This window comes from Burkholderia paludis, assembly GCF_000732615.1.
Taxonomy (GTDB): Bacteria; Pseudomonadota; Gammaproteobacteria; order Burkholderiales; family Burkholderiaceae; genus Burkholderia; species Burkholderia paludis.
Genome location: NZ_JPGL01000008.1, coordinates 104,213 through 120,588 on the forward strand (window position 1 = coordinate 104,213; position 16,376 = coordinate 120,588).

General features: G+C 65.9%; 6 protein-coding genes. 1 reads left to right on the top strand and 5 read right to left on the bottom strand.

Annotated elements, in window-relative coordinates; genetic code table 11:
* Positions 1–12: 12 nt before the first annotated feature.
* Positions 13–1,761, bottom strand: coding sequence for a cholesterol oxidase substrate-binding domain-containing protein (locus tag GQ56_RS0105615; protein WP_031397714.1), 1,749 nt, complete (start codon positions 1,759–1,761; stop codon positions 13–15).
* A gap of 912 nt (positions 1,762–2,673) precedes the next feature.
* Between GQ56_RS0105615 and GQ56_RS0105620 the strand changes: the two genes are divergently transcribed.
* The gene (locus tag GQ56_RS0105620; protein WP_031397715.1) at positions 2,674–3,504 is read left to right on the top strand and encodes a helix-turn-helix transcriptional regulator; all 831 of its coding nucleotides are present in this window, start codon (positions 2,674–2,676) and stop codon (positions 3,502–3,504) included.
* A 422-nt stretch (positions 3,505–3,926) separates the two neighbouring features.
* Here the strand turns inward: GQ56_RS0105620 and GQ56_RS0105625 are convergent, their stop codons facing one another.
* The 4 genes from GQ56_RS0105625 to GQ56_RS0105640 are packed head-to-tail and all read right to left on the bottom strand — an operon-like array spanning position 3,927 to position 16,348.
* Entirely contained in the window at positions 3,927–5,630 is a 1,704-nt protein-coding gene (locus tag GQ56_RS0105625; RefSeq protein ID WP_031397716.1) for a cyclic peptide export ABC transporter, read from the bottom strand.
* Positions 5,631–5,667: 37 nt separating this feature from the next.
* Positions 5,668–6,147, bottom strand: coding sequence for a hypothetical protein (locus GQ56_RS0105630; protein ID WP_031397717.1), 480 nt, complete (start codon positions 6,145–6,147; stop codon positions 5,668–5,670).
* A 53-nt stretch (positions 6,148–6,200) separates the two neighbouring features.
* The gene (locus GQ56_RS0105635) at positions 6,201–6,857 is read right to left on the bottom strand and encodes a glycosyltransferase family 25 protein (RefSeq protein WP_031397718.1); all 657 of its coding nucleotides are present in this window, start codon (positions 6,855–6,857) and stop codon (positions 6,201–6,203) included.
* Positions 6,854–16,348, bottom strand: coding sequence for an amino acid adenylation domain-containing protein (locus GQ56_RS0105640; protein ID WP_031397719.1), 9,495 nt, complete (start codon positions 16,346–16,348; stop codon positions 6,854–6,856). The genes GQ56_RS0105635 and GQ56_RS0105640 overlap by 4 nt, the downstream gene beginning before the upstream one ends.
* Positions 16,349–16,376: the final 28 nt, after the last annotated feature.

Genomic DNA, 16,376 nt, shown 5'->3' on the forward strand with positions numbered 1-16,376 from the left:
CCGCCGGGATCGCTACGGCATCAACCGATCCAGCAGCGGCGACCGGAAGATCCGGTTCGGGTCGTAGCGTTCGAGGGTCGCGCGCGCCGTATCCCACGTGCTCGACGCCGGCTGTCCTTCACGATGCAGGTTCGGAATCGTGCTGGTGAGCATCGTGTCGTCTTGCCACGCAGCCGTAGCGGTGTAGGCCCAACCCTTCGACCATTCGGGGCGAAGCGTCGCATACGAACCGGTGTAGTTCGAGAGCATCCATTGTTCGATCTCGCGATAGAAGCGATCGGCGGACGGCGTGCCCGGTAACGTCAGAATATCGAACCACACGGCGACGTCCCAATCCGGCCGGTCGGGGCGCGGCTTGAGTGCGGACAGGATGGGCACGGCCGCGCCGGCGCCGACATCGGCCGGCTTGTCGAGACCGGTGATGCGGATTTCGACGGGACCGTTCATCGGATACTCGCCGCGCGCCTTGTACGTGTCGACGCGGTTCTGATAGAACTGCACGAATTCGCTGATCACGCGCTGCACGTCGGCGCGCCGCGCCAGTACCGCGTAGCCGTTCGCGGTGACGCGCAGCGTCGTCGGTCGGATGTACTGCAGCACGGTGCGCGACCAGCCCCAGATATCCCCGCTGAGCGTGAGCGCGAGACCGGCGGCCGTGATGGCCAGTTGCGTCTGGCCGAACAGCGGCGTCAATGCGCCTTCGCCGCCGATCACGATCCGTTTGACGAGGTCCGAGATGGACTGCGGAATCGAATCGGAGAACGGATAGTTGTACGGCTGCGTGACGGCGCGCGACAGGAACGGTTTGCTGGGCGTCGGCGTCCAGACCTTGAGCCACGGGCTGGACGTGAACGGGAACCAGATGGCTTCCACCCGGCCCGCACGATCGAGAAACGACGCGATCGTACGGCCCGACGTGCCGGCCGGCGCAAACAGTTCGGATGCCGGAATGTCAACGTAGCTCTGGCAGCGTAGCCGCTGGTTCGGGCCCGCCGTCAGCGTGACTTCGACGACGAACGCCCGCCCGATGTGCGTGAGGAACGCGCCGATCTCGGGATCGCCGCGCTCGAACCGGCGCAGCACGTATTGCTGCCGGGCCGGATCGTACACGACCGCGGTGAGCGCGACCACGAGGTTGCTCAGCGAGCCGTAGGTGTGGCCCGGTTGCAAGGTTTCACCGGCCGCCGGCACGGCAGTGCCGTGTGCATCGATTGCGAGCGCACCGCCGAGCGTGATGTCGCCCGGCGCAGGCGCGGCAATCACGCCGAGGCCATACTGCTCGAGCGTCGCGAGCAACGACTCCAGCGAGATGCCCGTCTGGGCGGTGACGCGCGCGGGACTTGCCGACGTGTCGACGGAGACGGCCGTCAGCGACTTCGTCGTATCGAGCAGCACCAGGTTCGCGGCACCGGCGCCCGGATCCAGCGTCAGCGGCGACCAGTTGTGCATGTACCCGCGCGGGCGGATCCGGTAGCCGTTCGCGCGCGCCCAGTTGACCGCCGCGACGACGTCGTCGGCAGAGCGCGGCGCGGCCGTCCATACGTCCTGCACCGCGATTTCGCCGCTCCAGTTCTGGAACGCCTGCTTGTAAAGCGGGATATCGGCCGGGAAGCCGGGCGGCGTCGCGTCAGCCGTCCGCGCGTTGGCCGAAATCTGGTAGAGCGGCGTCCAGCCGGTGACGACGCCTGCAGCCGCGAGCTTCGCCATATCGGCGAGGAAAGCGCGGCGCGACGCAGGTTCGTCCTGGAAGTCTTGACTCATGGTGTGCTCCGTTTCTTCGGAATGGTTTTGACGATCGGAAAGACGACAGATAACGCGTTGATACCGGGATGCGGCAATTCGAACAGCGGAGATGCGAGGTAAAGCGTTGGCCGGTCCGGATTGAAAAGACGACCGGTTCGGCGATTCGCGGAAGCGCATCATCGCGGACCTCTGGAAGGAAATCCAAAAGCCGTCCGGTTTTTTCTTCAACTGGCGCCGGCCTGTCCTGCCGGCAGGCGAATAGGGGAATTCGACTGAATGTCGCGTGCCGAAGCGCTGGCTGCGACGATCAATAAAGGACTATTACGCGTGAATATCTATTCTGACGTTTCGAATTTCTGAATAAAGTCACTCACAATTCATGGCAGATTGATGATTTGCCCCTTACATCGCCGAAATGGTATCAATCTGTTCAATGTGTGACAAGCGGTGCGCAATGCCAAAATCGCGATGGAGAACGAATAATCATGGATGAAATCTACCTCAATTTCCCTGGAACGACGTTTCTCAAACGGAAGGAGACGCAAAAGCAGACACAAGAACTCCCGGGCGCAATGCACGGCCGGATTGTTGCGAAATATCGTGGAAAATAATGGCAAATCGGTTCGTTGCAAAATGATGTGTGAATCAATTTCAGTTTTTATGAACGGGGCGCCTGAAGAAAATATCCAATTGTCAGCAAATGTCTTAAATCGTGGCTATCATACGCAGCTACGACATTCGTGCATCAAATCAATGAAGGGAATCGTTTCGATTTTTTTGTCGCGTTTTCTTCGGTAAACACGCGAGGAGCACGCTTTGATTCCGCGACGCTCAATGAACGAAATAAATGTTTCAGCTGATGGCAGGGTTCGCCGGCAATCGTCAACCCCTGCGCCGCCGTCATCAAGCACGCACGACAAGGAGAGTCAGATGGTCGCGATCTTCGCGAAGCTCGGGAAGGTGATTTCGAGCGCCGGCAGTGAGCGGTTCGCATCCGACATGCATGCATTGCTGGTCGGATCGATTCCGGTCGCAACCACCAGGATGACGGAATGGACGCTCGACGAGCCGGCGGGCGAAGTGGTCCATGTGGAATCGCTCGGTGCGTTCGGCGCGACGCGCGACGACGGACGCGGCGGCGCACTGGACGTGCACGGCGAGCGGGAACCGGCGACGCATCCGCTGCGGAACCGGATCGTGGCCGCTTGCGACCGCCAGCTCATTCACGTCGATCCGATGCGGCGCGGCAACGGCGGCGAGGTCGCGCCGCCGCGTGGGGCGGGCATCGGATTCCAGTGCCACCTCGTGTCGCGCAAGGCGAATCGCCGCTACGTGATCTCGTTGCATCGCGCGGCGTCGCATGGCGACTTTTCGTTGCAGGAGATGTCGTTCCTGAGGAATTTCGCCGATACGCTGCTGCCGCTCGTCGAGTGGCACGCATCGACGCGGCAGCAGGGCGTGCGCGAAGGCGGGACGCCGCGCGGTGCGGTGGCGGTCGCGTCCGGTGTCGAGGCGCTGCGCCACGAATTCGAATCGCGGCTTGCGCGCGCCTCGGTCGTGCTGTCGGCGCGCGAAAGCGAAGTGTGTCTCGGCCTGCTCGCGGGCAAGATGCTGCGCGAAATGGCCGGCGAGCTCGGCGTCAAGGAGACCACGGTCGAGACGTACATCAAGCGTGCCGCGGTGAAGCTCGGCATCAGCGGCCGGCACGGGCTCACGAAATGGATGATCGACAATGGCGCGCCGTGCACGGCGGCGGCATGACGCCGCTTCCGTTCGCGAATCGGATCGCGGTCCCGGCTTCGGCTGCTTCATCGACCATCCGTTCAACTCTGTCGGAAGACGCCTGACGAGGCGCCGAAGCTGCGCTCGCGCGCGACGCGCGCCGACATGATCCGAACATCGTGCCGCTCATCCATTTGTCAGGGATATCCGGGACAAACCGACGAAGCACCGGCCATCGGATCCGGTGCGGCGCGCGGCGCAGCGGATCCGATCGACGCATCCGGCTCTTGACGCGGTCGCCGGCCCGGGCGATCCGCCGTTCGTTGAAAACGGGATCGCCGCGTGGCGAGGCGGTGTCGTCCGGCCGCCCGCTCGTTGCACGGAGGGTTCGACATACGCACGCGCGGCCACCGCATCGCATCGTCGCTCCGCCGATGACACCCGGCGGCCCGGGTCGCCGGTCATCCTGCCATGTCGGCGCTGACGGGACACCTGGCCGAATCCGAGTAGATGCGACCGCTATCCAGGCGAATGACCCGGCCGGCCAGCCTGAAATACTGATCGTCATGGGTCACGATGATCACGCATTTCCCCCGCGATTGCAGATCGGGCACCAGCACCTCGTAGAAGAATTTCTTGAAAACCGGATCCTGGTCGGCCGCCCATTCGTCCAGGATATAGATCGGGCGATCCTCGATGTAGGCGCAGAGCAGCGCCAGTCTCTTGCGCTGCCCCGTCGACAAGGCCGTGGTCGTCGAGTACGTCTTGTCGTGAATTTCGATCTTGCCGGCCAGCTTGAGGGTTTCGAGGTATTCCTGCGCACGCTCGCTGCTCGTGCTTTCATGGTCCGGCCCGATGATGCGGTTGAACAGATGGAAATCGGTAAATACGGTGGAAAACAGATTCCGGTACGGCTCCCGCGCATCGTCGTCGATGACCTTTCCATCCAGGGCAATATGGCCTTCGGTTGGCGCATAGAGGCCGCTGAGCACCTTCGCCAGCGTGCTTTTGCCGCTGCCGTTGCCACCGATCACATAGACCAGCTCTCCGGCGTGAATCGTCAGGTTGACGGGACCCAGGACGAAGTCGGCCGACGACGCGTTGTCACGGTAGGTCATCTTGACGTCGCGCAACTCGATACGCCGCCATGACCTGATCGGCGTGGATTCCCCCATGCCGGGCGCGTGCGGCTGGCCGGATGAATCCGGCGTGTCGTCGATCAGGAAACCGAATTCCGCGAGTCGGGCGAGGGCGGTCTTGCCCTCGGCCACGATCGGCAGGATGTTGATCAGCATGGTCAGCGGCCCCATCATGTAGAGCACGGCCAGGATGCTCGCCGTGAGTACGGCGGGATCCACGACGCCGAGAGACGGCACGCCGAACAGCAGGAATCCGAGCAGGACCGCCACGGTGACCTGGCCGACGCTGTCGCCGGTCATGAACCAGAAGCGTTCGATGAAGTTGTAGCCCGCCACGCGCCGTGACGAGACTTCGATCGCCGCCTTGGTGAACCAGCGTCGTCTGGCCCGGTTGAGCTTGAGTTCCTTGATGCCGAACACGAGGCTGTGCGTGTATTCGTTGAACTGGACGAACTCGTCGCGCACGCGTTCCGTGAAATTGGCCGCCTTTCGATAGAACAGCAGGTAGAGCACCAGGCCGACGATCGTCAGCGTGAGCGTCGACGCGAAAACGATCCACGACAGATAGGCGAGATAGGCGACGCTGCACACCAGGACGACGGATTGAACCAGGATCGTCGGTATGGTGAGCAGGGTCTGGCTCAGTTGCGGAATGTCTTGCGTCAGCATCGTCAGCACATGCGGCGCGCCGCGCCTGTCGATCTCTTCCAGCGGCGTCGCCAGGATGCGCTTGCACAGGTTGACGCGCAATCGCGTCATGATCTTCATGCACGCGTAGGACGGCATCGCGGCAGCGCCGCTCCGGCAGATCACCGCGACGACGTTCACCACGATGAAGATCGTCAACAGCATCGGTCGATCGTCCTGGTCGTGAAGCACCCGGCTGATCAGGCCGACGCCCGCGATCGACGCCACGCCGCTGATGAGGCCCGTCAGGACCGTGCCCAGGGTCAACCAGGGATGACTGCGCCACATCAGGGTGACGGCTGAGTGCCACGGCGGCGATTTGCTTTGCGCGGAGTCCATGAGTCGCTATTCGGAAAGGCGTGAAAACGGGAAGGGCTCAGTTGACCAGGTGACTGAGTTCGATGGCGTGCGCCGCCGATCTCAATCTCGACGAGGCCTCCTGCCTTCCGAGAAACGTGATGCTTTCGACGATTTCCAGCGGCGAATCGGAAAACAGGATGCAGCACTTCAGCAGGCGCTGCGCACGGTCCCAGCCGACGTTCATGGAATCGGCCACGCCCTGCAACGCGGCCTCGACCGACGCGGCCGTCCAGCCGTCGTTCCGGATCAGTTGCGACTCGATCAGCCGAAGAAATTTCAGCAGGCTGCGGGGATTGCTTTCGATGCTGTACATGAGGAGGTAATCGATCCGCAGTTTCTTCGTGATCAACGGATAAATCAGGTCGATCACGCCGGCGGTCGATTCGCATTTTCCGTAAGCCAGCGAAATCGCCTCGCCGAGCTTGTGGTCCCGGTGAAGCGCATCCAGCGCGGCCTGTACGAACGCCGCTTCATGGTCAACGGTAGTGATTTGCATGAGATTCAATGGCCTGTCGAGTGATGGATTGCGGCGAGCGTGGGCCGCAGGCGTTACCAGCCATCCGGAATCGGCATGGAATAGGCCAGCGGCTTTTCCGGCATGACTTCGTCCATGATGTCGGAGTAGCCGGATTCCTGGCCGACCAGATTGGGCTCGAAGCAGTAGCAGTTGAACGTCTTCTGCAGGACGAGGTTGTTGCGGTCGTTGATGGCCGGCGGGTGTTCGTTGATCGCGATGAACGCGTCGTAAAGCGAATCCCTGACGACGTACGCATGCGCGGTCAGCGTCTCCACGGTCTTGACGACGTTCGGCGCGACGGGAATGGGCGGCGCGAAGTGATACGCGCCCAGAAACAGCATGTGCCAGTCATCCGGCACCTGCGCGATGAACTCGGGGAAGCGCGCGGCGAAATCGGCGGCGAAGAACGCGTCGTCCTCGAAGATCAGGACTTCGCTCGCGCCGGCGGCCTTGGCCTGTTTGACGGCGGCGAGATGGCTCATCGTGCAGCCATAGTCCTGCGGACGCATGTGGCTCAAGGATTCCGGCACGCTTACCAGCCTTGCATCGACGGCGGGCAGCCGTTCCACCGTGAGGATGTTCTGCCCGGCGAATTTTCGCTGCATCGCCTCCCAGCGATCGGGACGCCGGTCCAGGTTGATGCAGACCTTGCGGGCGAAAGTGTTGTCGATCGTCGGCGTTGATTTCATGAGGGCGTTTTTTCCAGGAACTGATTGACGTGGGCCGCAAGGACGGCGGCATGCGGATCGAGCAGCATGGTCAGGTGGTCGCCGGGGACGTCCGTCACCTCGACGGGAAGCGCCGAGAAGCGTGACCACCCCCAGGCCGGGTCCAGGCGAAGCTGCGCGATCTCGGGCGACGGGGCATGGTCGCCGGGATCGCGCCCGGTACTGCGGAACAATGCGATCGGCACGGGCAGCGGCGAGGCTTGCGGCGCGTAGTGCGACTTGAAGTTGGCCTGATAGACGCGCAGATAGGCGCGCAGGCGGTCGGGTCCGGCGTCCGCGAACCAGCTGCCGCGAGCGCCGATCCGGTCGAGGATCAGGCCGGCCTGGCCGTCGGGGTCGAGCGGAACGAGGTCGTCTCGCGTCACCTGAAGGTCGGTCCCGAGGAAGGTGCCGATTTCGTGGGCGATCGCGACCAGCCATTCGGTGTCGTCCCAGTCCTGCCAGTAGGTGGCGGCCGGGCTGTCGATGGGGGCGGACGCATCGAAGATCGCCAGCAGCTTCACGACGGCGCCCTTGGCGACGAGCTGCCGGCTCATTTCGAGCGCCACCTGCGCGCCGAACGAGTGGCCTGCCAGGTAGTAAGGGCCCGCGCCCACCAGCGGCCAGATGCGTTCGATGTGACGGGCCGCGATGTCTTCCACGCGGGTGAGCGGCAGGCAGGCGCCGTCGAGGCCGAGCGCTTCCAGCCCGTGAATCGCGTGGGTTCCGCTCAGGTGGTTCGCGAGCGGGTGGAAGTAGACCACGTTCCCGCCGGCGCCCGGCAGGAGGAACAGCGGCGCAGCGGGACCGCCGTCGCGGATCGGCACGAGCCCGCCGGCAGGCGCGGACGGTTCCTGCGTGGCCAGCGCCGCCGCCAGTTTCTCGATCGTCGGATTCTCGAAGAGACAGGAAATCGGCAGCCGGCGATCGAACGCCTTCTCGACATTGGCCATCAGCTGGATCGCGATGATCGAGTGACCGCCGAGATCGAAATAGTTGTCGCTGACCGTGATGTCGTCTCGCTTGAAGATCCGCTGCCAGATCTCCAGCAACGTGCTTTCGTGCGCCGTCGGCGCGACGGCGCGTGCCGCCGTGGCCGGACCGGCGGCGGGTTGGGCGGCAGGTGCGGCCACGTCGTGCGGCGCGCCCGGCTGGCGCCCGGCGGCTGGCGCTTCGGCGAGCTGGCCGGTCGACAGGTCCGGCTCGGCGGCGAATCGCTCCAGCAACGCGCGGAGGGTGTCCAGCATCTGCCGCACCACGTCGGGCGCGACGCGGTGTGCGTCGTGCGAAATTTCGAAGCCGATGCGCTCGTTCGGGTGCACGGTCAGGGTCAGCGGGTAATTCGATTCCGCGAAGGCGCGGGTGTCGAGGATCTCGATGTCGTCCGGCCCGAGATCGGGAGCAGCGGCAACCGGGAAGTTCTCGAACACCAGCAGGCTGTCGAACAGGCTGTCGCGGGCGGGCAGTTCGCTCCATGACTGGATATCGACCAGCGAACTGTACGAATGCGGCTCCATGGCCGTCTGGGCCGCGTGGACCTCCGCCAGCCATTCGGTGAAGGGGCGCTCCGGCGCGATGCGCAAGCGCAACGGCAGCGTGTTGATGAACAGCCCCGCAACCGACTCGACGCCGTCGAGCAGCGGCGGGCGACCGGACACGGTGACGCCGAAGACGACGTCGTCCGCTCCGGTGTGGCGCCGCAGCACCAATGCCCAGGCAGCGCGTATCAGGACGTTGAGGGTGACGCGATGGATGCGCAGGAGCGCTTGCAGCCGCGCGGCCAGGGCCTCGTCGAGCAAGAATTGCTGGGTCCGGCGCGTAGCCTGCCGAGCGGCGTCGCCGGCGGCCTGCCGGGCCGGATCGGCCGCGATCGGCGTGGCGGCATGGAACCCCGCCAGTTCGGCGCGCCACCAGGTTTCGTCGGCGGCGCGGGGATGGCGCGCGAGCCAGTCGATGTACGTGCGGTATCCCGGTGCCGATGCGGCGGCCGCGGGCGCGCCGGTGCGGACGAGCGACAGGTAGTCGTCGAACACTTCCTTCATCAGGATGGCGGTGCTCCAGCCGTCGAGGATGATGTGGTGCGCGCTCCAGCAGAAGCGATGGCGCGTGTCCGTTTCCTGGATCAGCGTGCAGCGGAACAACGGCGCGCGCTGAAGATCGAAGCCGCGCCGCCGGTCATCGGCGAGGAAAGCGTCGAAGTCCTGCGCACGGCGGGACGCATCGCGGGCTCGCCAGTCGAGGCACGTCCACGGCAGCTCGACCGTGTGCAGCACGGTCTGGACGGGCTGATCGCGATCGGCCCACGCGAACGCGGTGCGCAACACCGGATGGCGCGCGAGCGCGTTGGCCCACGCTTGCCGGAGCGCCGGCGCCTGGAGCGGGCCGCGGACGACGAAGCTGAACTGCTGGAAATAGGCGGCGGGATCCAGGTCGTACAACGCATGGAACAGAATGCCCTGCTGCAGCGAAGAGAGCGGGTAGCTGTCCTCGATGTCGTCCCATGCGGTGTCCTGGACCGACGCCGCGAAGTCGAGCAGGCGGTCCTTGAAGTGCGCGGCCAGGTTCTCGACCGTCTGCCGCCGGTGCAGCCGCTCGCCGTAGCGCCAGTCCACCTGAAGCCTGCCGTCGACAACGGCGGCGACGATCTCGAACGCATGCGTGCGCTGCGACCGCTCGGCACGCAGCGAACCGAGATCCTCGGCCGCCGGGCGCCAGCCTTCGGATTGCTGCAACACGGTATCGAGCTGCCCGTGATAGTTGAAGAGGATATCGGCGTGCGGCAGCGCGGCGAGACTGTCGCGCACCGCGTCATCGGGGCTCAGGTAGCGGAGCAGCGAATAGCCGAAGCCTTCGGCCGGAATCCTGCGCAACTGCTGCCGTGTGGCACGGAGCGCTTCCTCCGGCGTGTGCCGGGCGTCTGCCTCGAGCACGACGGGGTAGATGGAGGTGAACCAGCCCACCGTCCGGGTGAGGTCGAGCGGCGCATCCGACACGTGGCGGCCGTGACTTTCGAGATCGATCCGGGTGCGGGCGTTGCCCGTGACCATGCTGCAGGCTTGCGCAAGCGCGGCGAGCAGGACGTCGTTGATGCGGGTGTCGTGGGCCCGCGGCAGCCGGCGCAGCAATGCCGTCGTGGCGGCTTCGTCCAGCTCGAACGACACGGACGCCGCGTCGCCGACCGCGTTGCTGGCCGCACCCGCGGCCGGATAATCGACCGGCATCGGTTCGACGGGCTGCGCGACGAGGGCCTGCCACAGCCCGGCTTCGTCGCCGATGGCCGGCGACCGGCTCAGTTGCTGCAGATGCAACGCCCATTCGCGGAACGGAGTCGTCTTCTCGGGCAGCGGCTGGCCGTGGTAGGCCGCGTGCAGATCCTCGAGGAGCACGCGCCACGACACGCCGTCCACCGCGAGGTGATGGACCGACACGAACAGGCGGGCCGACGGCTCGTCCGCCACGCAGAACAGCCGGGCCGCCAGCAGCGGGCCATGCGTGATGTCGATGCCGCGTTCGGCTTCGGCGGCGGCGGCGCGCATTGCCGCCAGGCGCTCGCCGGCGTCGCCGGCGATCTCCCGCTTCTCGAAGCATGCGGGCGCCTCGCCGCCGGCGACGACCGCCTGGGTCCAGCGGCCCGCGCTGCGCGAAAAACGCAGCCGCAATGCGTCGTGATGTTCGTGGACTTGCCGGAACGCATCGGCGAGCCTCGACGCGTCGATATCCGCCGGCACCTGGATCAGGACCGTCTGGTTGTAGTGCGACGGCGCATCGGTCTCCTGCTCGAAGAACCAGTGCTGCACCGGTGTGAGCGGCGCATCGCCCAGCGGGCTGACGCTCGACGCATGCATTGCCCGCTCGTCAGGTGCGGCGGCCAGTTGCGCGATCGTCTGGTACTGGAACAGCTGTTTCGCCGTCACGCGAAGTCCCGCCCGATTGGCGCGCGCGATGACCTGAATGCTCAGGATGGAATCGCCGCCCAGTTCGAAGAAGTTGTCGTGGATGCCGACCGAAGGCAGTTGCAGCACGTCTTGCCAGATTGACGCCAGCAGGATTTCGCGGGGCGTGACGGCCGGCGCGTGCGGCCGGGCCGTGTCGATCGTGTCCGCGGGTGCGGGCAACGCCTTGCGGTTGATCTTGCCGTTGGGCAGCATCGGCAAGGACGCCAGCGCGACGAATTGCGACGGCACCATGTAGTCCGCGAGCTTTCCGGCCAGATAGGCGCGAAGATCGGCGAGGTCCGGCGCTGCGGTCGCGACATAGGCGATCAGGAACGTTCGGATGCCTGCGGTTTTCGCGATCACGACACAGTCGTCGACCGCCGGATGCGTGCGCAGCGCCGCCTCGATTTCACCGGGTTCGATGCGCAGGCCGCGCAGCTTGATCTGGTGATCGATGCGGCCGAGGAACTCGATATTGCCGTCCGGGCGGTAGCGCGCGAGATCGCCGGTGCGGTAGAGGCGCGCCCGCGGGTCGGTCGAGAACGGATCGGTGATGAACTTTTCCGCGCTCAGTTCCGGTTCGCCGTGATAGCCGAGCCCCACCGGCGTGCCGCCGATCAGCAGTTCGCCCGCTACACCGAGCGGCGTGGGCTGCATGTGCGCGTCCACGATATGCAGGCGGGCATTGGCGATGGGCCGGCCGATCGGGACGATGCGGTGCGGGTCGTCGCGCTTGCACTCCCATGCGCTTACGTCGACGGCGGCCTCGGTGGGGCCGTAGAGGTTGTACAGCCTGACGTCCAGGCGCTCGAGGCAGCGCTGCTGCAGGTCGTGGGGCAGTGCCTCGCCGCTGCACACGACGCGGCGCAGCGACGCGCAGTGCGCGTCCAGGTCCGGATGGTCGAGGAAGGCACGCAGCATCGACGGCACGAAGTGAATCGTGGTGATCCGTTCGCGCTGGATGAGTTGGGCCAGATAGTCGGTCTCGCGCTGTCCGCCGGGTCGGGCGAACACGAGGCGCGCACCGGTGACGAGCGGCCAGAAGAATTCCCAGACGGAGACGTCGAAGCTGAACGGGGTCTTCTGCAGGACGGCGTCGCTGGCGTCGAGCGAGTAGGCGTGCTGCATCCAGAGGATGCGGTTGGTGATCGCGCGATGGGCGTTGAGCGCGCCCTTGGGGCGGCCGGTGGAACCGGAGGTGTAGATCATGTAGGCGAGGTTGTCGCCGTTCAGATCGGGTTCGGGGTTGGCCACGGCGTCGGGATCGAGGTCGAGTTCGCTGGAATCGACGACGATGAGGGCCGCGTCGGTGTCGGGCAGCGTGTCGCGCAGATGTTGCTGGGTGAGGAGCCAGCGCAATTGAGCGTGATCGATCATGAAGCGCACGCGCTCGGCGGGATAGTCGGGGTCGACGGGGACGTAGGCGCCGCCGGCCTTGAGAACGGCGAGCAGCGCGACGATCATGTCGAGCGAGCGTTCCATCGCGACGCCGACGAGGGCGTCGGGCCCGACGCCGAGCGCGATGAGCCGATGCGCGAGGCGGTTGGCGCGCCGGTTGAGATCGGCGTAGGTGAGCGAGTCGTCGTCATGAACGGCCGCGACGGCCTCGGGCGTGCGCGCGACCTGCTGTTCGAACAGGCGGTGCAGCGGTTGCGCGGCGGCCTCGCCGAAATCCGTATCGGTCCGGTTCCACTCGACGGTCAGCAGATTCCGTTCCGCTTCGCTCGTCAACGCAAGCCCGCCGAGCGGCCGGTCCGGATCGGCGATCACGGCATCGACGAGCGTGCGGAAGTGTTCCGCCATGCGATCGATCGTGGCGGCGTCGAACAGGTCCAGGTTGTATTCCAGCGAGCCCGCCAGGCCGTCGTCGGCATCCTGGATATGGAGCGTGAGGTCGAACTTGGCGGTGTGGGTCTCCACCGACACCGGCGTCGCCACGAGACCGGGGAAGCTCGGCGCCAGGGATTGCGCTTTCTCGTACGCGAACACCGCCTGGAAAACCGGCGTGCGGCTCAGGTTGCGCTCGAGCCTGAGCGAATCCACGACCTGTTCGAACGGAATCTCCTGGCGGCTATAGCCGTCCAGCGCGACGCGCTTCACGCGCGCCAGCAGTTCGCCGAAGGTCGGATTGCCCGACAGGTCCACGCGCAGCGCGAGCATGTTCGCGAAGAAGCCGATCAGCGGCTCGGTCATGCTGGAGCGCCGATTGGCGATCGGGGAGCCGATGACGAGGTCCTGCTGATGGCTGTACCGCGACAGCAGCAGCGCATACGCGGCGAGCACGACCATGAACGTGCTGGTGCCGGACGCACGTGCGATCGCGCGCAGGCCGTCGGCGCGTTCGCTGTCCAGCCGGAACGGCAGCACCGCGCCGCGGAACTGCTGGATGGCGGGGCGGGGACGGTCGGTAGGCAGTTCGATCAGGTCCGGCGCGTCTGCCAGCGATGCGCTCAGAAGCGCGAGTTCCCGATGCGTATCGGCGGACGCCAGGCGCTCGTGCTGCCACACCGCGTAGTCCGCGTACTGGATGGCCAGTTCCGGCAGCGGCTGGCCTGCATAGAGCACGGCCAGTTCGCCGATGAGAATGCCTGACGACCACGCATCCGACACGATGTGATGCATCACGACGCCGAAGACGTGCAAATCCGCACGCACGCGATACAGCACGACGCGAAAGAGCGGCCCGGCGGCGAGATCGAACGGGCGATCGGCTTCCTCGGCGAGCAGCGCGAGCACCTCGGACTCGCTGGCGACGTCGACGACGTCGAGCGCGACCGGCTCAGGCGGCGCGATGCGCTGGACGCCGAGGCCGTCGATGGCGGGAAACGTCGTGCGCAGGATCTCGTGACGCCGGCTGATCCCGGACACGGCGGCCCGCAGGCGCGAGAGGTCCAGTTCGCCGTCGAAACGCAGCGCGCTCGGGATGTTGTAGGCGGCCGACGGGCCTTCCAGTTGAGCGAGGAACCACAGGCGCTGCTGCGGAAAGGACAGCGGCAGGTCGTTCGCGCGCGAGCGGGGCAGGATGTTGCCGGCCGTCGCACCGGCCCGGGGCGACGACGCCTCGATCAGGTCGGACACCGCGCCGATGGTCTGGAGTTCGAAGATCGCGTCGATGCCGATCTCGACGGAGAAGCTGCCCCAGATCCGCGAGACCAGCTGCATGGCCTGCAGCGAATCGCCGCCGTAATCGAAGAAGCGTCCGGCGAGATCGACGGCCGGGTTGTCGAGCACGTCGCGCCAGATGCGCAACAGTTCGAGCTGGACCGGCGTGGCGTCGGGGCTGGCCGCGTCGGGCGCGGCGGCCGGCTCCATGGCCAGCAGCGCCGGGCGATCCAGCTTGCCGTTGGCGTTGAGCGGAAATTCGGCGATCAGGACGATGTCGGACGGGACCATGTAGTCCGGCAGTTTCCCGCCCAGGAACGCCCGGAGGTCCGGCACGTTCAGGCTCGCGGAACCCTTGACGTAGGCCGCCAGCTTGCGCACGCCGTGAGCCGATTCACGCAGCATGACCGCCGCGCCGACGACCGCCTCGTGCGCGGCGATCGCGGCCTCGATCTCGCCGAGTTCGACACGGTGCCCGCGAATCTTGACCTGGTCGTCGACGCGCCCATAGCACTGGATCCGTCCGTCGGGCAGCCATCGGCCGATGTCGCCGGTGCGATAGATGCGCGCTTCGCCGGGGAACGGATGCTCGACGAATTTCGCGGCGGTGACGTCGGGGCGCAGGTGGTAGCCGCGCGCGAGGCCGGCGCCGGCGAGGCAGATTTCCCCCGGCACGCCAAGCGGGACCGGCCGCAGGGCCTCGTCGAGCATGTACACCCGGGTGTTGGCGATGGGCCGGCCGATCAGCACCGAAGCCGGCACGTCCTCGACGCGCTCGACGATGCAGCCGACCGTCGCCTCGGTGGGACCGTACTCGTTGTAGATTTCGATCGACGGATCGATCTTCCGCAGCGTCGCGATGTGCCGGGGCGTCAGTTCCTCGCCGCCGACGATCACCTTGCGCACGCCCGAGCGTGCCAGGTTCATGTACTCCAGCAGGTGAATGTGGGTCGGCGTGAGCTTGAGGGTGTCGACGCCGCTGCCGGGCTGGAACATCCGGGCCAGAATGGTGTCGATGCTTTCCGACTGCGGATAGATGCGCAGCGTCTTGCCGCGCACCAGCGGGCAGAACAGGTTGGTCAGCGTGAAATCGAAGCACAGCGAGCTGTACAGGCCGAAACTGCCGGTCGTGCTTTCCGGAAAGTAGTACTCGACGGCCCACGCGATGTAGTGGGCCAGGTTCCGGTGTTCGAGCAGGCAGCCTTTCGGGCGACCGGTCGAGCCGGACGTGTAGATCACGTAGGCCAGGTTCGCCGGTTCGGCGCGGCACGGCGGATTGTCCGCCAGCGGCGTCCAGTCGGGGAGCTCCTGGTCCAGCAGCAGTGTCACGCCGGAGAACGCATACCATTGCGCCAGTTGACTCGACTGGGTCACCAGCAGCGACAGGCCGGTGTCGCCGAGAATGTGATTGATCCGTTCGGCCGGATAGGCCGGGTCCAACGGAACGAACGCCGCCCCGGCCTTCAGGATGCCGAGAATCGCGACGATCATCCATTCGGAACGTTCGAGCATGACGCCGACCAGCGATTCCTGCCCGACGCCGTAATGCTCGCGCAACTGATGCGCGAGGCTGTTGGCCCGGGCGTTCAGGTCGGCGTAGGTCATCAACGCACTGTCGGTGACGAGGGCCGGCGCTGCCGGCGTGCGGGCGACCTGCGCTTCGAACATCTCGACGACCGTCGGATGGCGAGGGCCGGCCGCCGCGGTTTCGTTGAAGTTGGCCAGTTGCCGGCGCGCGTCCGGCGCGCTCGAGTCGATGTCGCCGACTAGCTGGTCGAGGTGTTCGAATGCCTGCAGCACCGTGGCGAGGCTGCTTGCGAACCCGTCCATGACGAACGGCTCGATGGCGCCGGCATGACGAATCTCGATTTCGCCGCGCGCCAGTCGCAGGTGCAACTGCAGGTCGTCGTCCTGCCCCGTCAGCGCATGGTGCACCCGATCGTCCGCCAGCGAGACCTTCGTGAGCTGCGCGAGCGCCAGCTCCTTTTCGTGGCGCACCAGCGTGTCGAGCGGGAATTGATGCTCGGCATAGCTTTCCTCGACGATCCCGGCCACGCGCGACAGGTAGTCCTCGATGCGCTCCTCGGGGCGGACCTCGATGATCAGCGGAATGGCGTCGGCCCGGGTCGACGGGTGCCCGGCAAGCCCCGGCGTGCCGAGCACCGTGACCGGCGTCCGGAAGTATTGCCAGAGCAGGAACGCAATGCCCGCCGCCGTGACGGCGAATTCGGCAAGCTCGCCGTCGCCGATGCGCCGCAATACGTCGAGCGACGCGGGTGTGAGCGGCACCGTGCGGGACAGCAGGCGCCCCGGTTGCGGGCGCGGCGCGTGCGCGGCGATCCGGTAGGTGCCGGTGACCAGGGACAGGCTTTCGCGCCAGAATCGCGCGGTGTGCGCATAGCGATGGTCGGTGACCAGCACGTTATTGTCTTGCACGGGAAACTCCTCGATACGTTTTGTTCAC

Bases quoted from the DNA above. Each gene is read 5' to 3' on its own strand.
- GQ56_RS0105615 (WP_031397714.1), bottom strand. From the start codon at position 1,761: ATGAGTCAAGACTTCCAGGACGAACCTGCGTCGCGCCGCGCTTTCCTC.
- GQ56_RS0105620 (WP_031397715.1), top strand. From the start codon at position 2,674: ATGGTCGCGATCTTCGCGAAGCTCGGGAAGGTGATTTCGAGCGCCGGC.
- GQ56_RS0105625 (WP_031397716.1), bottom strand. From the start codon at position 5,630: ATGGACTCCGCGCAAAGCAAATCGCCGCCGTGGCACTCAGCCGTCACC.
- GQ56_RS0105630 (WP_031397717.1), bottom strand. From the start codon at position 6,147: ATGCAAATCACTACCGTTGACCATGAAGCGGCGTTCGTACAGGCCGCG.
- GQ56_RS0105635 (WP_031397718.1), bottom strand. From the start codon at position 6,857: ATGAAATCAACGCCGACGATCGACAACACTTTCGCCCGCAAGGTCTGC.